Origin of the sequence: Acinetobacter sp. YH12027 (assembly GCF_013420085.1) — a bacterium.
GTDB lineage: Bacteria > Pseudomonadota > Gammaproteobacteria > Pseudomonadales > Moraxellaceae > Acinetobacter > Acinetobacter amyesii.
Genome location: NZ_VOYW01000003.1, coordinates 22,744 through 41,049, shown reverse-complemented (window position 1 = coordinate 41,049; position 18,306 = coordinate 22,744). Strand labels below are relative to the sequence as shown.

Annotated in this window: 13 protein-coding genes, 1 tRNA gene and 3 pseudogenes; 11 read left to right on the top strand and 6 right to left on the bottom strand. The window is 39.3% G+C overall.

Annotated elements, in window-relative coordinates:
• Positions 1 to 432: 432 nt before the first annotated feature.
• Positions 433 to 1,446, bottom strand: coding sequence for a tryptophan--tRNA ligase (trpS, locus tag FTT94_RS00765; protein ID WP_180007457.1), 1,014 nt, complete (start codon positions 1,444 to 1,446; stop codon positions 433 to 435).
• A gap of 202 nt (positions 1,447 to 1,648) precedes the next feature.
• Between trpS and FTT94_RS00760 the strand changes: the two genes are divergently transcribed.
• Together FTT94_RS00760 and FTT94_RS00755 are read left to right on the top strand one after the other, a co-directional pair.
• Entirely contained in the window at positions 1,649 to 2,575 is a 927-nt protein-coding gene (locus tag FTT94_RS00760) for a DUF808 domain-containing protein (protein ID WP_180170041.1), read from the top strand.
• Positions 2,576 to 2,621: 46 nt separating this feature from the next.
• Positions 2,622 to 3,527: a neutral zinc metallopeptidase gene (locus tag FTT94_RS00755; RefSeq protein ID WP_078193008.1), complete on the top strand. Its 906-nt coding sequence runs from the start codon at positions 2,622 to 2,624 to the stop codon at positions 3,525 to 3,527.
• Positions 3,528 to 3,584: 57 nt separating this feature from the next.
• On the opposite strand, the gene FTT94_RS00750 is transcribed toward FTT94_RS00755, so the two are convergent.
• Positions 3,585 to 4,142 carry a hypothetical protein gene (locus FTT94_RS00750; RefSeq protein ID WP_180092191.1) on the bottom strand — a complete coding sequence of 186 codons (558 nt, stop codon included), beginning with the start codon at positions 4,140 to 4,142 and terminating at the stop codon, positions 3,585 to 3,587.
• A 219-nt stretch (positions 4,143 to 4,361) separates the two neighbouring features.
• Here FTT94_RS00750 and FTT94_RS00745 point away from each other — a divergent pair, with 219 nt between their 5' ends.
• The 3 genes and pseudogenes from FTT94_RS00745 to FTT94_RS00735 all read left to right on the top strand — a co-directional run bounded on the left by FTT94_RS00745 (position 4,362) and on the right by FTT94_RS00735 (position 7,067).
• The gene (locus FTT94_RS00745; RefSeq protein WP_078189922.1) at positions 4,362 to 5,861 is read left to right on the top strand and encodes a sodium:proton antiporter; all 1,500 of its coding nucleotides are present in this window, start codon (positions 4,362 to 4,364) and stop codon (positions 5,859 to 5,861) included.
• A gap of 122 nt (positions 5,862 to 5,983) precedes the next feature.
• A pseudogene (locus FTT94_RS16550) lies at positions 5,984 to 6,416 on the top strand (transposase); the annotation flags it as partial.
• Positions 6,417 to 6,749: 333 nt separating this feature from the next.
• Complete coding sequence (locus FTT94_RS00735; protein WP_180115395.1) at positions 6,750 to 7,067, top strand: MGMT family protein; 318 nt, start codon at positions 6,750 to 6,752, stop codon at positions 7,065 to 7,067.
• Positions 7,068 to 7,172: 105 nt separating this feature from the next.
• Here FTT94_RS00735 and FTT94_RS00730 read toward each other — a convergent pair whose 3' ends face one another.
• The gene (locus FTT94_RS00730; RefSeq protein WP_078189919.1) at positions 7,173 to 7,613 is read right to left on the bottom strand and encodes a universal stress protein; all 441 of its coding nucleotides are present in this window, start codon (positions 7,611 to 7,613) and stop codon (positions 7,173 to 7,175) included.
• Between the two features lie 293 nt (positions 7,614 to 7,906).
• The gene (locus FTT94_RS00725) at positions 7,907 to 8,323 is read right to left on the bottom strand and encodes a hypothetical protein (protein WP_180170040.1); all 417 of its coding nucleotides are present in this window, start codon (positions 8,321 to 8,323) and stop codon (positions 7,907 to 7,909) included.
• A gap of 167 nt (positions 8,324 to 8,490) precedes the next feature.
• On the opposite strand from FTT94_RS00725, the gene FTT94_RS00720 reads away from it, so the two are divergent.
• A tRNA-Met gene (locus FTT94_RS00720) sits at positions 8,491 to 8,567 on the top strand.
• 266 nt (positions 8,568 to 8,833) lie between these two features.
• Here FTT94_RS00720 and FTT94_RS00715 read toward each other — a convergent pair.
• Together FTT94_RS00715 and FTT94_RS00710 are read right to left on the bottom strand one after the other, a co-directional pair.
• A complete protein-coding gene (locus tag FTT94_RS00715) occupies positions 8,834 to 10,459 on the bottom strand; it encodes an NAD+ synthase (RefSeq protein WP_180170039.1) in 1,626 nt (541 codons plus the stop codon).
• A 375-nt stretch (positions 10,460 to 10,834) separates the two neighbouring features.
• Entirely contained in the window at positions 10,835 to 11,347 is a 513-nt protein-coding gene (locus tag FTT94_RS00710) for a hypothetical protein (RefSeq protein WP_180170038.1), read from the bottom strand.
• A gap of 165 nt (positions 11,348 to 11,512) precedes the next feature.
• Here FTT94_RS00710 and FTT94_RS00705 point away from each other — a divergent pair, with 165 nt between their 5' ends.
• The 5 genes and pseudogenes from FTT94_RS00705 (at position 11,513) to FTT94_RS00685 (ending at position 18,156) form a co-directional block, all read left to right on the top strand.
• Positions 11,513 to 13,015: an AAA family ATPase gene (locus tag FTT94_RS00705; RefSeq protein ID WP_180026469.1), complete on the top strand. Its 1,503-nt coding sequence runs from the start codon at positions 11,513 to 11,515 to the stop codon at positions 13,013 to 13,015.
• Positions 13,003 to 14,439: a VWA domain-containing protein gene (locus FTT94_RS00700; protein WP_180113892.1), complete on the top strand. Its 1,437-nt coding sequence runs from the start codon at positions 13,003 to 13,005 to the stop codon at positions 14,437 to 14,439. The genes FTT94_RS00705 and FTT94_RS00700 overlap by 13 nt, the downstream gene beginning before the upstream one ends.
• Before the next feature lie 240 nt (positions 14,440 to 14,679).
• Positions 14,680 to 15,636 (top strand): metal-dependent hydrolase, encoded by a 957-nt coding sequence (locus tag FTT94_RS00695; protein ID WP_111884407.1) that lies wholly within the window; start codon positions 14,680 to 14,682, stop codon positions 15,634 to 15,636.
• A 12-nt stretch (positions 15,637 to 15,648) separates the two neighbouring features.
• Positions 15,649 to 16,520, top strand: a pseudogene (locus tag FTT94_RS00690) (SDR family NAD(P)-dependent oxidoreductase).
• Between the two features lie 2 nt (positions 16,521 to 16,522).
• A pseudogene (locus FTT94_RS00685) lies at positions 16,523 to 18,156 on the top strand (flavin-containing monooxygenase).
• Positions 18,157 to 18,306 lie beyond the last annotated feature (150 nt).

Below are 18,306 nucleotides of genomic sequence, written 5' to 3'. Positions count from 1 at the left end.
CGGATGACGTTACTGCGTATCGTTCTTTTATTTGAAGAAAATTGCGCTTCTGATGTTACTGCGTAACATCAGTTACTAATTTATATTCATTTTTAAAATGATGTATTCATTGAAAAGTCCGCTTATAGTGGACTTTTGGATATTGGTAGTTGCCAATTTTCAGACAAAAAAATACGCAATGATTGGGGTGTTCATTGCGTATAACAACGAATCTGTTTCCACAGGTTCGGTAAAGGAGAAATGTTATGAATTTAGGTATTCCTAAAACATAAATAGATAATAGAGTGAACGGTCAGTCATTTCATTGGTGTTCACGTTAAGTGATGTTACCTAACGTTAAAACTAAGGAGATTTTGTGAATACTTTCACAAAAAGTGCCTATAAAAAAGCCTTTCACATTGGAAAGGCTTAATTTTATGGAATTTTTTAAATTTAGAAGTGGAATACACCCAGTCCAGATTTAATCTCATCCAACGTTTGTTGGGTAATATCACGGCATTTATCGGTACCGGTTTTTAAAATATCCATGATGTAGTCAGGATCTTTTTGCAATTCTAAACGGCGTTCACGGATCGGGCCGATGAGCTCTTTTAGCACACCTTCAAGACGCTTTTTCACCGTACCATCGCCTAGGCCACCACGACGATAGTGTTCTTTCAGTTCCGCAACAGCATCTTTATCTGGGTCGAATGCATCAAGGTAAGTAAATACCACGTTACCTTCCACTTGACCTGGATCTTCAATACGTAAATGATTTGGATCGGTATACATTGCGTTTACGGCTTTTTTGATATCTTTATCAGTCGCATCAAGCACAATAGTATTGCCCAAAGATTTGGACATTTTTGCTTTACCATCAAAACCAGGTAGGCGACCTACATTAGAAAGTAGAGCTTTACATTCAGGTAGTACGTCACGACCAATTTGACGGTTTAAACGACGAACAATTTCATTGGTTTGTTCAATCATTGGAATTTGGTCTTCGCCCACTGGAACGACAGATGCTTTAAATGCAGTAATGTCGGCAGCTTGAGCTACTGGATAGCATAAGAAACCTGCAGGAATGTCACGCTCAAATCCACGCATTTGAATCTCAGATTTGATGGTTGGATTACGCTCTAAGCGAGAAACCGTCACAAAGTTCAAATATAACATGGTCAATTCATTCAATGCTGGTAAGCATGATTGAACGCAAATCGTGGTTTTAGTCGGATCAATTCCTACAGCAAGATAATCGGTTGCGACTTCAATAATATTGCGACGAACTTTTTCGAAGTTATCGGCATTATCAGTTAAGGCTTGGGCATCAGCTAAAAGAAGATGTTGATGATGCGAATCTTGTAAACCTACACGTGAACGTAAAGAACCTACAAAATGACCTAAATGTAATTGTCCAGTCGGACGGTCGCCAGTCAAAATCACTGGACGATTATCTTGAGTACTCATTATCTGTTCCAAAGTGGTAGTCAAAGCTACGGCTGATTTTCAAAGAATGTCACCATTGTACGGCATTCTATTTTTGATTGTTACTGACACAGCACAATTGACTGAAAAATGGGTGAATATTTTGTTAATTATTAAAAAACTAAATACAATTTTAGCGTTAAATAGAATTAGAATATTAAAAAATGCCTAAAGGATAAAAATAATGGCGAGTAGCTTATTAATCTTACTGGATGATATTGCAACTGTGCTGGATGACGTTGCTGTCATGAGTAAGATGGCAGCCAAAAAAACAGCGGGTGTCCTTGGAGATGATTTAGCACTGAATGCACAACAAGTCAGTGGTGTACGTTCGGATCGTGAACTTCCAGTTGTTTGGTCTGTGGCCAAGGGTTCTTTTATTAATAAATTAATTTTGGTGCCTGCTGCTTTATTGATTAGTGTAATCGCCCCGTGGTTAATCACGCCTTTATTAATGATCGGTGGTTTGTTTTTATGTTATGAAGGCGTGGAAAAAGTCCTGCATAGTTTGCATCATAAAAAAGCCAAAACAGAAGAAGTTGCTCGCGATGAGATGGCGCAAATTGAAACGGATTTGGTGACTTTTGAGAAAGAAAAAGTCAAAGGTGCAATCCGCACAGATTTTATTTTATCTGCTGAAATTGTCGTAATTTCATTGGGTACGGTGGCAACCGCGGCATTTGGGACCAAGGTCATGGTGCTTTCGGTGATTGCGATCTTAATGACTGTTGGTGTTTATGGTTTTGTCGCGATGATTGTCAAAATTGATGACTTAGGGCTTTATCTCACTCAACAAGCATCACAATTTAAAAAGACCGTTGGACAAGGTTTGTTAGCATTTGCACCTAAGTTGATGAAGACATTGACCATTGTTGGTACGATTGCCATGTTTTTAGTGGGTGGTGGCATCATTACCCATGGTGTGCCTTTGCTACACCATTTTATTGAAGGCTCTGTAGATTATGCAGAACATATTCCTACAGTTGGCAGTATTGTGGGTGCATTAACACCGACTTTAATCAATTTAGTGACAGGTTTTATTGCAGGTTTAATCGTGCTGTGCGTCGTGTCTTTAGTTCAAAAAGTATGGCCAAAGTCGCAAAAGGATTAATCTGTAAACGCACGGATATCAACTATTTTATATAAGGAAGATCACTATGCGCTGGAAAGGTCGAAGAGTTAGTTCAAATGTAGAAGACCGTCGCGGTGGTGGCGGTGCAAAAGCGGGTGGGATCAGTATTCTCGGTTTGGTTGTGGCATTTGTTGCGTGGAAGTTTTTTGGTGTAGACCCGCAGCAAGCATATCAGGCGACCAAACAAGTGACTTCACAGGGTCAAACGGCTGAAGTCAAAGGTTTGGATAATCCAACACCTGAACAACAAGAAGCGATGGATTTTGTTGGCACTGTTTTGGCCGATACTGAAGATACGTGGAATAAAGTCTTTCAAGAACAGTTAAATGCTCAGTATAAAGCGCCTAAATTGGTTATGTTTAATGGTGTGGTCAATTCAGGTTGTGGTACAGCACAAGCGGCAATGGGGCCGTTTTATTGCCCAGCAGATCAGAAGGTCTATATTGATACTGCATTCTTTAAAGATATGCGTACGCAAATGGGCATTACGGGTGAACAAAATCAAACAGAATTGAGTCGCCAAGATCAGGCGGGTGATTTTGCGCAAGCCTATGTGGTTGCCCATGAAGTTGGACATCATATCCAAACGATTTTAGGCATTTCTGAGCAAGTCCAGCAGGCCCGTGCGCAAGCATCTAAAGCTGAGGGTAATCGTTATTCGGTTATGCAAGAACTACAAGCAGACTGCTTTGCGGGTATTTGGGCGCATCATAATCAACAGCGTACCCAATTTTTAGAGCAGGGCGATGTAGAAGAAGCGATGGACGCTGCGCATAAGATTGGTGATGACTATTTACAGAAAAGTGCAACTGGGCAAGTGGTACCAGACAGTTTCACGCACGGCACCAGCGAACAACGTATGAAATGGTTCCAGACTGGATTAAAATCAGGCAATATCAATAGCTGCGATACCTTTAATCAAGCCATTTAAAACAAAAAAAAGGGGATGCAAACATCCTCTTTTTTTCATTGAAAAATAGATTGAAGCTTATTTGTTGAGAAATGATTTGAAGTTTCGAACAATACGATAGCTGACATACAATGCGGCAAATGCAAATAAAGCCACGCCAAAAACAGTATATTTAAGGCCTGAAATATCGTTTTGATAGAACTGTTTTAATTGGGCATCGCTATAGCGTAATTGTTTTTTTTGTCCAGTGCGGCTATTGGTGAAACTCACATTTTGGATATATTGAAATTGTCCGATTTTCAGTAAATCGAGGTGTTGAATTTGTCGGGTGTGTTGCTGATTAAATTCATCGAGACAAATATCTTGTGCATAGTTTTCACAATTCATTTTGGCAAGATAACCATTATTCGCCAGCATGATAAATATCGCACGATCGGGTGATTCATTATTGGAGACCAAAACCAATTGTTCTTTGGGTGTTGAATCCAGTGAGATCGTTTTTGCCTGACTAAAATAGTGCTCAGCACGTAAAATTTCCTGTGTCTTACTATAGCAAGTGAGGATCAGGGCCGCAGTAATGATAAAAATCACAGCAGCAAAAAAGAGTCGAAAAACAGTTTTAATAGTCTGATGCATAGGAGAAATCATGTAGATGATGAAAATGCATAAAATCTATGCAGGCTTGCTATGTTAAATGATCTTGATAAAAGATGTGAAAAAAACTGAATTGATACACGGAATTTAGATAAAATTCGTTAGAATATTTTATTTTTAAATACTAAATAATTTAGTATTTATTTTAAAAATACCTATATCTCACTCTGTAGGCAACACAGCACCAAAATTGGGAACAAAATGGGAAATTATTTTTTTCTACAGGTTTTTACCGTTATTTTTGCACTTTCGATTGCAACCACGATTTTTAATAAACGTATCTTGGGCTTTCCACAAGCCATAGGTGTTCCTATTGTTTCTGCAATTTTTGTCTTTATTTTGCAATGGGGTGCAAGTTTGCTCAATGGCAATCAATTTGTGACGATTAATTTGCACAATATTGAAGAGGCAGTTCGTCATATCGACTTTTATGACTTTTTAATTAATGGCGTGATTTGTTTTATTTTGACCTCATCTGCCTTGAAATTTAAAGTTTCCGATTTACGTTTGCATTGGAAGCCGATCAGTATTTTGGCCAGTATAGCCTTGGTGCTCTGTGCGGTGTTTTTTGGTGTTGCTTTATATGGTTATCAGTTCTTAATTGGTCATCATGTTGATTTATTAGTGTTGTTGTTATTAGGTGCTGCTTTAGGTGCGACTGACCCAATTGGGGTTAAAGGTGTACTAAGTTCGGTGCGTGCGCCACATCATTTGATGGTGAAATTAGAAGGCGAATCGCTCTTTAATGATGCCATGTGTATTGCTGTGTTTATGACTTTACTCAATGTTTTGCAAGGTGAACATTTTACCGTCATTGGTACGCTTGAAACACTGTTATATGAAATTGTTGTTGCAGTCATTATTGGCTGGGCATTCGGTTTAGGGATTTTACGTTTACTCCGCGGTAAACATGAAATGGAATCCTTGATTTTAACTACAGCATTATTGGCAAGTGGTTCATATCTAGTCGCTTTATTCGCACATGCATCTGCACCAATTGCATGCGTCATCGGTGGTTTGATTGTTGGCAATAAATGGAAAGAAATCCTTCAAGATCGTGAAATTCGGGAAGTTAATCATTTCTGGCATACCGTTGAAGGGATCATCAATTCCTTCTTATTTACCCTGATAGGTCTTGAGTTATTTATCTTAGATTTAAGTATCAGTTTGATTTTAGGCGGTATGGTGGCGTTTATTATTTTGCATGCATCGCGCTTTGCAGCAAACTATTTATCTTTTGCATTCTTCCCAAGTTTCCGCAAAAAAAGTTACAACGGTAGCCTTGCCATCTTATCGTGGGGTGGGGTTCGTGGAGGCATTTCACTGGCCTTAATCCTTGCTGTTGCCAATATTCCTGAACTTAGTGAATACAGCAGTATTTTGATTGGATATACATTTATTGCGGTATTAATGTCGGGGCTCGTGTGTGGTCTAGGTTTACCTGCTGTGATGAATGCTTTTTATTACAATCCGAATGAAGAAACCAAAGGCTTTAAAGGTTGGTACCAAAGAATGTGCCATAAAATGAATAAAAAGGGCTTCCAATATATTGTGGGTGAAGATATCCATGGTAATGAAACCATCACGGTATATAACCCAGAAGCATTAATAGATACCAAAGCGGATGATGGTGTTGCTGCTGTACATAATCCAGAGAAAGTGCAAGAAGTTCGTCGATTAGAAAACCCCGAAAACTTCTAAATTGCTTTGTTCGATTTAAAAAAAGGAAATGCTTGAGCATTTCCTTTTTTTATTTCTAGCTGTGTTCCATCATGAAACAGCAAAATGTGGGAAATTATGACTGGTCATTCAGCAGGAGATAAAAACATATTGATATTGCGATTAGCTATCAAAAAAGTTCTGATGGACTACATCTACTTGTTGACTCTATAGGTTTGAAGTTATTAGCTGAAGGTGAATCGAAACCTAATAAACATCAGTCTGAAGGTCGACGACAATGGCGTAAACTTCGTATTGGTATAGATGCTGAAAACATTGCAAACATGGACAATTCAGCTCATGACAACAATGTCAGCAGTTCATAAGTACTAGAAAACTTACTTGCATAAATTTCACCTAGTGAGCCAATGAATTCTAGCTATACCGATGGCGCATATGACACAAAATGCTGTAGGCATATCATTTCAGATTTATAAGCACTCTAGTCATTCCTCAAAGAAAAAATGCGAAACCATGAAAAGACAAAAAACTGTGGCTTTGGGAAGAAATGAATTCTTAAAGACAGTCCGACGTGTAAGGTGTGCCGTCATGAAGCTTTTAGTCACATCATGATAAAGTTTATTTGAAGTTCTGCTTTAAATGACGCTGTCTTTTTGCATAAAAAATACGATATCTCGCCATGTTTTTAATTGCATAAATGCGCTCTCTACCAAGGGGCGATATTTATACAAATGGTTGTCATAGCCCAAATGTGTCGATAAAGTTGAATTTCTCACATTGAAAAATACTGATGTGACCTTGAAAGATTTACTCGATCACAACCAATTACTGTACTAATCTGTAAAAATTAAGTATTAATCAAAGAGAACCTTAGGGTTCTCTTTTTTGATGCGACTCAAAGGAGCTCATGTGAAGCAGAGTGATGAATTGGCAACGCAGATTTTGTCGGTTATTCAATTGATACCGCAAGCGAAGATTGCCACTTATGGACAAATTGCCAAATTAGCGGGTTTACCGAAGCATGCACGACTGGTTGGCTATGTGCTTAAGCATCTAGATGCAACATCAACGATCCCATGGCATCGGGTGGTCAATGCGCAGGGAAAAATCAGCACGCAGCGCTGTAATGAAAAAGGCGAAAATATTCAGCAATTGAAATTGGCAGCTGAAAATGTCTTTGTAGTGAATGGACGCATCTCATTGAAACAATATCAATGGATACCTTAAAAAATCCTTGCCTTAAACTTAGCGTTTTAATTTTATTATTGATGAAGTAGTCAATAAAAAGCCCTCTAGGATCAGAAGGCTTTTTTAAGCTATAAATCTAATGGCTTATTTGCGTACAACCAAAACAGGAATGTCTGAAGCACCCAGTACGCTTTGAGCTACGCTGCCCAAGAAGAATTTTTTGATCCCAGTACGGCCATGTGAACCAATGATAATCAAGTCCGCATGTGTTTCTTCTGCAGCTTTAACCAGTTCTGTATGCACCACTTGACCTTCAAGTAAGCGAGTTTCAACAGTGACACCTTCAGTTGAAAATTTCGCTTTTGCTTCTTCAAGTGTATTTAAAATTGATGCACGAGCACGTTCAATTAAATCATTGGTTTGCGCTGCTGAAATATACTCTGCAGCAATATATGGATCGAGCGTCAGTACTTGAACCACAGTAATTTTACTGCCAAAAGTTTTTGCAAACTCGACAGCTTTAGCCACCGCAGCATAAGAAGTTTCTGAACCGTCCACTGGAACTAAAATATTATTTAAAGCCATCTTATTTCTCCTTATCTGATCAATTGAATTTGGATGGAAAAACCTGAAAAAAAGCGCTATTTACATTGATCATAGTTTCATCATACGCTTTTTTATTTAGGAATAAAACCAAGTAAATTCATAAGGATATTGTGAATTTTTCAATAAAAATATTGCAAAAATATAGACTTGTTTTCACCTCGCTTAGCGATAGCAAAAATGCTCAATAATGTAAGCACCTATGTCTAGATTGTAAGACAATTTGGTGCTGAAAAATTGAGTCTAGATGAATTCATCCAGCAGTGGACAGGGTTTTAATCACACTGTTTCTCTTGTTCTGTCAGGGTAATATGCAACGCTTGTTGCTCAAGCAAGCTTAATTTATGCAACGCATCTTCAGGGAAGATCTGTTTTTGCAAGCGTTGAATTTGTCGTGCTGATAAATGCTGATTGGCACAATACATCGCAGCTTCATTGGCGCGCGCAACGCTGACCAATTTCTCCTGATCATTGAAGTCGAGACGAATGATAGGCTGCTGTGCTCGGCTAAGTTGAGCCATGCTACGCTTTTGTTGCATGCTTAATAAGGGCTGTTTATTAATCCAAGTCGCCACATCACGTCGCACACCATAGTAGTCAACAAAAATAGGTGAGACTATTTGGCAGCCCGTTAAGGTCATGACGGCAAGGCTGAGGGTCAGACAGGCTTTTTTTATCGAATTGAATTGCATGATAAAACTCTAATTTTTAATCAAAAAATATAGTAATTAGGGCTAAAAATAGCATGATTTGCTTAAATAGTAACATCTTGAACTTTGCTTGTTTAAACTCTGAACAATTGCAAACAAAAATGCTTGACGATAATGTGTGAAATCTAGATAATGCCACCACAGTTTACGGCTATGTAGCTCAGTTGGTTAGAGCACCGCACTCATAATGCGGGGGTCACAAGTTCAAGTCTCGTCATAGCCACCATTTTTATAGACCAAGCTCTCAGCTTGGTCTCTTTTTTTGTGCCTAGAAAAAGTCAAATAGATTGAAATAATTACAGCACTAATAAAATGATCTATTTACGATGTTAATGTAGAAAAAAAGAGAACTCAAATCTTTGATGTTATGAATTGATGTCCTAACTTTTGAAATACACATCTCAATTACTTTTTATATTTACTGCTGTGTTTTTTGCGCCTATAAAAAAAAGCCCAGTGATAGAACTGGGCTTTTTGATTTGAATCGAGTAATTAGATACCCGGTTTCCAACCATTCACGATCGGGTAGCGACGTTCACGGCTAAATGCACGTGAGCTGATACGTGGACCGATTGCGCCTTGGCGACGTTTGTATTCGTTTAGATCAACCAAACGGATGACTTTTTTCACCACTTCAGCATCAAAACCTTTGGCAATGATGTCATCTTGGCTCATGTCTTCTTCGATATACGCATACAAGATGGCATCCAATACTTCGTATTCAGGTAGAGAGTCTTGGTCTTTCTGATCTGGACGAAGTTCCGCAGAAGGTGGGCGAGTAATCACACGTTCAGGGATCACTGGTGTTTCTGAAATGCTGTTACGGTATTTTGCTAGTTCAAATACAATCGTTTTATAGACGTCTTTAAGAACCGCAAAGCCACCGACCATGTCACCGTACAATGTACAGTAGCCAACAGATAATTCAGACTTGTTCCCTGTAGAAAGGACTAAATTGCCGAACTTATTCGATAAGGCCATTAACAATGTACCGCGAGAACGCGCTTGTAGGTTTTCTTCAGTTGCATCTGTCGGTGCATTGCCAAAGAATGGGAACAAGGTTTGCATAAAGCCATTCACAATTGGATTGATTTCGGCAATACCAAAAGTTACGCCCATATTCTTGGCTTGTTCAGCCGCATCTTCAACACTGATTTGTGCAGTATAAGTATATGGCATCATGACCGCTTGAACTTTATCTGCGCCAATCGCATCGGCAGCAATCGCTAAAGTTAATGCTGAGTCAATACCACCAGATAGACCTAAAATCACACCTGGGAAGCCTGAACGTTGTACGTAGTCACGTGTTGCGATCACAAGGCTTTGGTAGATTTCAGCCATGGTATTTAATACAGGCGTGATTGCACCTGTTTTAAAGGCTTTTTGTTCAGCATCGTATTCTGCGATATATAGATCTTCAACAAAACTCGGTGCTTGCAATGCAACTTCACCTGAATTGTTCATCACAAAGCTTGTGCCATCAAAGACAAGGTCATCTTGACCGCCCACTTGGTTACAGTAAACCAAATTGATGTTCAATTGTTTGGTCAATGCAGCCATGGTTTCAATGCGATGCTGTGGTTTACCAACTTCATAAGGTGAAGCATTTAAAACCAAAGCGGTTTCAACATTTAACTGAGCAAGCTGTTGAACAGTTGGTAATGCCCAAACATCTTCGCAAATCAACACACCAAACTTATGACCTAAATATTCAAAGACAAGGTGTTGATGACCCTCACTGAAATAACGTTTTTCATCAAAAACGCTATAGTTTGGAAGATTTTGTTTGTTGTAAATCCCGAGAACTTGACCATTTTTCATGACGGCAGCAGAGTTATAGCGCTGACCATCTTCAGTTTGATTCACAAAACCAAAGACTAAAACGATGTCCTTAACGTTCGCCAATTGTTCAAAAGCTTGCTGTGTACGTTTATTTAAACTTGGACGTAATAATAAATCTTCAGCAGGATAACCAACTGTAGAAAGTTCAGGAAAAACAATAATATCTGCGTTCTGTTCTTTTGCAGCATTGGCTTGTTGAAGCATTTTTGCTGCGTTTGATTCTAGATTACCAATATGCGGAGAGAACTGAGCAAGTGCAATTTTAAAACTATTCATTCCAACTAAATCCTATTCCTATAGGTGAATACACTTAACACACTGATTTGTATTATTGTGATTATTCAGCGAGTGTATTTAGATACGAAAAATACTGCCGAAAGGCGAAAACAAAACACCATCATCGTATGATAATTCACTTGTTTTGATGCAAAGCAAAAAAATAAGGTGAACCTATTTTATCTGAATTTAAGCGAGATACTAGAGGTATTCATAGCTTTTAAAAGTCTAGCTGAGCTTATGTGCTATAAAGTAAATATTAATGCTGTTTTTTTGTACTTAAAATAGCGTCAATGGCCGAGCACTAGTGTGAAATAGAATGATCAGGCGATATTCAATTTTATCTATAAATATTCGTCAAAGAGCATTGACGCTTTACAGCTCAATTTGATGAACAAGTTCTGGATATAAAATAATATTTTTAATTCGCTTTAAATAGATGTCACGAGCAATGTCGCCTTGTTGCTCAATGTTGTAGTCAAAAAATGCTTTGTGTGGTTTAAGGGTATAGTGGTAAGGATTATATTTTTTAAAACTAAAGAAATACGCCATCTGTAAAACAGCACCCCGACCCAAAACATTGATCTGCTGCTGGTATTGATAAACATGGGCCATCTCATGAATAAACAGGGCGCGATATCCTAAAGACGCTTTGGCATAGTCCGCTTTAAACAGTAAATTTCGTGCATGGATATACCCCTGAGGCGCCATGACCACATGCGCCGATTGCCAAGGCAAAAAAGGGTGATTCATCACTTTCACTTGCTCATATTGAATTAAATCACCAAACACACTCTGACACATGGATATTTCACCTGCCGTGAGTGATCGATATTTAAAACCTTCAAGTTTTAATAGTCGAATGAGTGTGTGAAAAAAGGGCAACATGATGAAAAGTGTTTATTGTTCCAAAGGGATGTGTAGATTTACTATAACCTGAAAATACAATATCAAGCTGTTGCGCTGTATTTAAAGAGCGATATTTTTGCATCTGCTACAGCGAAAAATCGGTTAGGGCGTTACAATTTAGTTTTCGGTCGAACAGATAGTCAGATGCAAGCAAGGATCAATACTTTAATTTCTGAAATCAGCAAAAATATGTATGAACGCGAGCAGATTATTGCATTGAGTTTGCTGGCTGGTGTTGCGGGCATGAATACCTTTTTATATGGTTTGCCCGGCACAGCAAAAAGTTTGATTTCGCGTCGAATCGCGTCTGCTTTTGAAGTCCATGACTATTTTGAATACTTGATGAATCGTTTCAGTACACCGGAAGAAATTTTTGGACCGGTATCGATCAAAGCCTTAAAAGAAGATCAATATATTCGTAAAACAGAACATTATTTACCACGAGCAGATTTTGCTTTTTTAGATGAAATTTGGAAAGCCAGTCCAGCGATTTTAAATACTTTACTGACCTTGGTGAATGAGCGGAGTTTTAAAAATGGTGACATTGTCCAAAAAGTTCCATTGAATGTTTTGGTTAGTGCATCGAATGAAATTCCCGAACCAAATCAAGGTCTAGATGCATTGTATGATCGTTTTATTTTGCGTTTAGAAGTGCCGCCGATTGCTATTGCAGAAAACTTCCATGCACTATTAGAGGCCAAACCGAGTCAAGTCAGTGTTGAAGTCGATGCAACTTTAAAAATAACAAAAGCAGAGTTACAAGATTGGCGGGAACAGATTTATCAGGTGGATTTACCCGAATCGATTTTAAATCTATTTGATCAACTTAAAACACGACTCAATCATAACTTTGAAGATCACGTGGTCTATGTCTCTGACCGTCGTTGGCAACGTGTGGCTTATTTAGTCAAAGCCTGTGCATTTTTAAATGATCGTCCATCGGTGATTTTGAGTGATCTATTGATTTTAAAACATTGCTTGTGGAATCAGCCTGAAGACATTGGTTTTGTATCGCAGCAGATAGATGAAGTATTGGCTGAAAATGGCTTAAATTACGGTTTGCAATTCGAACAGCATGTGGCAGAGAAGGATGCACTTGAACAGCGGGTGCTCAATCATTTTTATTATACCGATGATGTGTATGAGAGTTATTTAATTCATGGCATTGACTACTTGCGTGCAGTGACTAATCTAGATCGACACTATAAAGATAAAGTGTTGTATCTCGAACTGGATAAAATGGATACGAAAAAGGACTTCTTTGCCTTAGATGATACTGGTGAAGAAGTGCGTGGCATCGTATGTAATTTTAATGGTTCAAGAGTATGTACGTTAAAAGGTGGTTATTACGGCTTAGAAGAAGTGGTGACGCCGTATATAAAACATACCAAAGGTAGTCCACGCAGCTCTCTTTCAGCACAAAGCCAATATGAGCTGTTACACGAAGTTCAACAGCTCAAAGCACTGTTTCAAACAGAATTGGATCTGTTGACGGAACGCTTTAACAGTCAAAAACATCAGTTTAAATCGGTCTTTGTCACTGAACAGGATATTCAACAATTAATTCAATCTATTGAGCAGCAATTGGCGAGATATCAGTTGCAGTTACAAGATTGTGAGCGCTTGGAACAGTTATGTCGCAATTAAAACTGACACGACATCAAACTCAATCGGCACTCGATGAATTAAGTTCACAACTATATGATGAATTAAAACAATCCAGTTTAAAACATTGGTTGGAAGATCATAAAGTTGCAAAAAAGCTCGATCAAAAAATTCAGGAATGGGCCTTTCAGGCAAAATCGAGTTTAGATCAGCAGCATCCCTATGCAGTGGCGCAGCAGCAATTGGAATATTGGCTTGCGTTAAAGCATTGGGAGCAGGGTGATTTTGTTCAATTCCACACTGAATATGCCGCCTTCATGCAAACCTTAGGGATTCCAGAATTCACTGAAATGTGGCAACAGAGCCAACAGCCATTGCTGACCAAGCAGCAGCGTCAATTACAAATAGAGCTATTTAAAGGCAAATGGCAGCGTAAATTGACCGAAGCCATTGCGCATTGGGAGTTTGAGCAGCTCAGGTTACAACGAGATGCCTTTTTAGATGAAATCAAAGATTTTCTTGCGACATTGTCGAAAATGGTCAAGCACCATGACAGTGTCGGGTTTGAAACTGGGATTTTTCTAGACTATTCCAAAGGGCAATTAACTGAGCATGATGTACAGAACTTTGAGCAATGGGCGAATTATCTCGAGCAAGATCGGGCGCTTAAACGTTTATGTCAAATGATCGGAAGCGCACAGCCGAATATGCCACGTAAGCGGATTTCTGCGCAGTTAGAACAAGAACCACTGCAGCTTATTCACACCCCGATGGCGCAAGAGGAAATTACTGGAATTAAATTGGCACAAGAACTCAGTATGGCTTTACCTAGCGAGTTGGCGCTATTAGCCGATCCAGACTTGCAAGTTTTATTTGATTTGAAATATTTAGAATCTAATTTGATGAGTTTTAATCGACAAGGTCAGCAACAGGGACGGGTGATTGAAGACCAACGCCATACGCAGCATCGAGTCGGACAAAAAGGCCCGATGATTGTCTGCTTAGATACCAGTGGCTCAATGAATGGGCAACCTGAACTGATTTCCAAAGCGATTTGTTTGTATTTATCTATTCGAGCGCTAAAAGAAAAGCGAGCGATGTATTTGGTGAATTTCTCGACCAATTTAACCGCGCTGAATTTACAGCGTAACAGCGCTTTGGATGATGTCATTCACTTTTTAGGGCAGTCATTTCATGGGGGAACCGATATTATCCCTGCGATGAATCATGCCGTGGACATGTTGAAACAACCGAATTTTGTACATGCCGATGTGGTGGTAATTTCCGACTTTATAATGGGTCAACTGACTGAAGAACTCATGCAAGAGATCACACATTTTAAGCAGCAGGGCAATGGATTCTATGCTGTGGCTATCGGTAATTTTAAACTAGATCATTTAGATGACAGCCTGTTTGATCATCAATGGGTCTATCAATCTGTGACTGGCGAAGTGCAAAAAATCTAATAATCGTCCCTCACAAAAAATACGCCATGACCTTTAATGACAAGCTTTTGAGCCATACAGCATTGATGTTTTAAAGATTGTCTGACAAAGAAAATATTTGAGCATTTTTGCAAATCTAGAGGTCGGTTTTGCTAATGGTCTAGTGATCTATCTCACTTAATTTGATCCTCAATCTATGTGTTTTTACTTTAATCGACATGAAGTCAATGAACGGTAAACACCCAAATTGAGAGCAAAATCATGAGCGCTTTTCAACCGATAAAAAAAACTTTAGCACGCGTATTTGCAGGCCCTGTCTTTGACCCAACAAAACAGTCTGCCGTTGTTCCTATTCGTCATATGAAATTTGATTTCGAGCCAGAAAAAATTGATCCAAAATTTTATATGAATGCAGAATTGGCCAGTGCCTATTTTGCATCTTTATCTATTTTCTTAACCCGTGGCGAAGATTTAGTGATTGATACTGCTCGATATCATCGCGACTTTATTCAAGATCCTGTATTAAGACAACGTGTCACGTCGTTGATTGGGCAAGAGGCCATTCATTCACGTATGCATGAAGAAATGAATGAAGCATATCGCGCAAGAAATCTGCCTGTGCAATTTTTTAGAAAGTTAGAACACTACGTCTTTGCCTATGGTTTTGAACGTATGCCACAGCCAATGAAGTTATCCTTAATGGCAGCAATTGAGCATTTCACCGCAGTGCTTGCGGAATACATGATGAATCATGAAGAAATCTTTTTTAATTCAATAGATGAAAAGCAGCGCGCTATTTGGATGTGGCATATGTTGGAAGAGTCTGAACACAAAGACATTGCCTATGATGTTTATCAAGAATTATCAGGTAATTATGCTTTACGTATAGCAGGATTTTTCCCTGCATTAATTACCATTTTGGGTTTGATTTCGATAGGCGCTTCGATTGTCCCTTTCTACAGAAAGCCATCAAATTTGATTAGCCTAAGCTACTGGAAAGATGTTCCGCGCAGTTTCCAACTGATTTTTGGTCTAAGAGATGGTGTTTATGGCAGCAGCCTCGGGCATATTTTTGATTATTTACGACCAAGTTTTCACCCAAATGATCATGACACTTCTGCATTTCTTGAATATTACAAAAAGCGCTTGTTGAACCCTGTTGATGGCGTGTTGACACCTTATTTTGTCAAAGAATTTACCCCAGCATTAAAACGATAAAAGGACAAAACCATGGGTCTATTTGGAAAAAAGAACAAGCCAAGTGAAAACGCTTATGCGGTGGTCACAGGTGCAGGCAGTGGTATTGGACGAAGCTTTGCTTTAGAGCTAGCACGTCGTGGCGGAACAGTGGTCTGTGCCGATATTCATTTAGAGGCAGCACAGGAAACGGTGGATCAAATTCAATCCATGACCTCATCAAATGCTTATGCAGTGCAGTGCAGTGTGATGTAGGTAAGGCTGAAGAAGTAAAAGCATTGTCAGAGCAAGCTGAGCAGTTGATGGGACATGCTGTGACTTTAGTGATCAACAATGCAGGCGTCTGGCTGGGTGGTAAATTTGATGAGCTGAGTTTAGACGACTGGCAGTGGTGTATGCATGTCAATTTGTGGGGTGTAGTGCATGGCTGTCATTATTTTGTACCTAAGCTGAAACAAAATAAGCAGGGCGGCGCGATTATTAATGTTGCTTCTGCTGCGGCATATACTGCTGCACCAGAAATGACAGCATATAACGTGACGAAGTCGAGTGTGTTGGCATTGTCTGAAACTTTATCGGCAGAGCTCAGATCGGCAAATATCCGTGTGAATGTGCTGTGCCCAACCTTGGTGCCAACCAATATTATGAAAAATGGTCGCTTACCCAATCGATATTCAGGCTTAGCCGATCAATTGCTGATGAATCATGCATTTACGACGAGTCACGATGTCGTCAATTTGACATTGAATAATTTAGATGCAGGGAAGTTGTACACCATTCCGCAACCTGATGCCAAATTATTTTGGTGGTTAAAGCGTTTATCCCCGCAAACCTATACCCGTTTATTGGGGGTGGGTTATCCCATATTTAACAACTATATTAAAAAGTCGGGAGCAAAAGCATGAACATGCCGACACAATTACATGACGAAGATGTAAAAGCATTAGATCAAGAGAAAACTCAAACTAAAAAGCCCACAGCACATACTAATGCACGTCGTCCTGCATCGTCTTCTGCTAAAGCTAAAAAAGCAGCACAAGACCAAGCAGAGCCAGAACCTAGCCTACAAAAACCAAGCGTAGAAAATCAAGTGCGTGTCTACGATACCATTGTGATTGGTGCGGGGATATCCGGTTTAGCTGCCGCTCATCAAATGAATGAACGGGGTTATACCGATTATGTGGTTTTGGAAAAAGCCAATCGCGTGGGAGGAACATGGCGCGACAACACCTATCCAGGTTGTGGATGTGATGTTCCTTCGGCTTTATATTCGTTTTCATTTGCGCCGAGTCATAAATGGAGTCATTTATTTGCCAAGCAACCTGAGATTCTGAACTATTTAGAAGATGTTGCGGAGCAGCATGCGCTTTATCGCAACATTCAGTTCAACTGTGAATTAATTGCAGCGGAATGGAATGAGCAATTAAAGCAATGGCAATTAGAGACCAGTAAAGGTAAGTATGCGCGAGAACGGTGATTTTTTCCACGGGGCCGATTACTGAACCGCAAATTCCAAAAATTAAAGGTATTGAAAGCTTTGAAGGTGAAATGTTCCATTCTGCGCGATGGAACCATGCCTATGACTTAAAAGATAAACGTATTGCAGTAATTGGTACGGGGGCATCTGCGATTCAGTTTATTCCTCAGGTTCAACCTATTGCCAAAAATGTGGTGGTGTTTCAACGGACCGCACCATGGGTATTACCTAAAGCAGATTTGCCACTGAATGACCGTGCGAAAGGTATCATTACCCGCTTTCCAACTGTTCAAGAAACTTGGCGCAAAAGTGTGGCCGGTATATTAAATGGTATTAATTTAGGGCTGCGTAATCCTTCACTGTTAGAGCCAGTCAATTATTTGGGTCGTCAGTTGTTGAAAACACAAATTCAAGATGCTGAATTACGTGAAAAAGTAACACCAAACTTTTCTATTGGTTGTAAGCGTCTTTTATTTGCCAATAACTATTATCCTGCGTTGCAGCAAGCCAATGTTGAACTTGTGCCACATGTTTTAGTTGAAATAGAAGGTAATACCGTCATCGCTGCAAATGGTGAACGTCATGAAGTCGATGTCATTATTTGGGGCACAGGATTTGAAGTTTCTCATCCGCCGATTGGACAACGTGTAAAAAATGCCAAAGGGGAGTTATTGTCAGAACTTTGGAAAAACAGTTCTCCTGAAGCGTTTTTGGGTACCAGTATCGCGCAAGTACCTAATGCCTTTTTGGTGCTCGGGCCAAATATTTTGGTTTATGACTCATTCATTGGTATTGCAGAAGCACAGGTTGGATATATTGTTGATGCCTTGGTAAAAATGAAACAAGAGAAGATACAGCGGCTTGAAATTAAGCCAAATGTATTGGCGTATCACAATGCAAAAGTGCAGACACATCTACAGACTACAGTCTTTAATAGTGGTGGTTGTAAGAGCTATTACTTAGATGCCAATGGACGCAATTTTGCAGCTTGGCCGTGGTCACTGAAACAGTTAAAGCAGCGTCTTAAACAGGTGGACTTGACAGACTATGAGACTGTTGCTTAGAGAAGGTTGCTTAATAAAAGTTACTTAACTCGATAAGCCAAAATGAAGCATCATCAATATTTAAACCTTTTGTTTACAGCCTAATTTCTACGTGGAATTAGGCTTTTTTATGACGATATCTGATGAAGCAGTGTGAGATTTTCTAGAAAA

Coding starts and splice junctions, on each gene's coding strand:
- FTT94_RS00760 (WP_180170041.1), top strand. CDS start 1,649: ATGGCGAGTAGCTTATTAATCTTACTGGATGATATTGCAACTGTGCTG.
- FTT94_RS00710 (WP_180170038.1), bottom strand. CDS start 11,347: ATGTTGCCCTTTTTTCACACACTCATTCGACTATTAAAACTTGAAGGT.
- FTT94_RS00695 (WP_111884407.1), top strand. CDS start 14,680: ATGAGCGCTTTTCAACCGATAAAAAAAACTTTAGCACGCGTATTTGCA.
- trpS (WP_180007457.1), bottom strand. CDS start 1,446: ATGAGTACTCAAGATAATCGTCCAGTGATTTTGACTGGCGACCGTCCG.
- FTT94_RS00725 (WP_180170040.1), bottom strand. CDS start 8,323: ATGCAATTCAATTCGATAAAAAAAGCCTGTCTGACCCTCAGCCTTGCC.
- FTT94_RS00730 (WP_078189919.1), bottom strand. CDS start 7,613: ATGGCTTTAAATAATATTTTAGTTCCAGTGGACGGTTCAGAAACTTCT.
- FTT94_RS00745 (WP_078189922.1), top strand. CDS start 4,362: ATGGGAAATTATTTTTTTCTACAGGTTTTTACCGTTATTTTTGCACTT.
- FTT94_RS00700 (WP_180113892.1), top strand. CDS start 13,003: ATGTCGCAATTAAAACTGACACGACATCAAACTCAATCGGCACTCGAT.
- FTT94_RS00755 (WP_078193008.1), top strand. CDS start 2,622: ATGCGCTGGAAAGGTCGAAGAGTTAGTTCAAATGTAGAAGACCGTCGC.
- FTT94_RS00705 (WP_180026469.1), top strand. CDS start 11,513: ATGCAAGCAAGGATCAATACTTTAATTTCTGAAATCAGCAAAAATATG.
- FTT94_RS00715 (WP_180170039.1), bottom strand. CDS start 10,459: ATGAATAGTTTTAAAATTGCACTTGCTCAGTTCTCTCCGCATATTGGT.
- FTT94_RS00750 (WP_180092191.1), bottom strand. CDS start 4,142: ATGCATCAGACTATTAAAACTGTTTTTCGACTCTTTTTTGCTGCTGTG.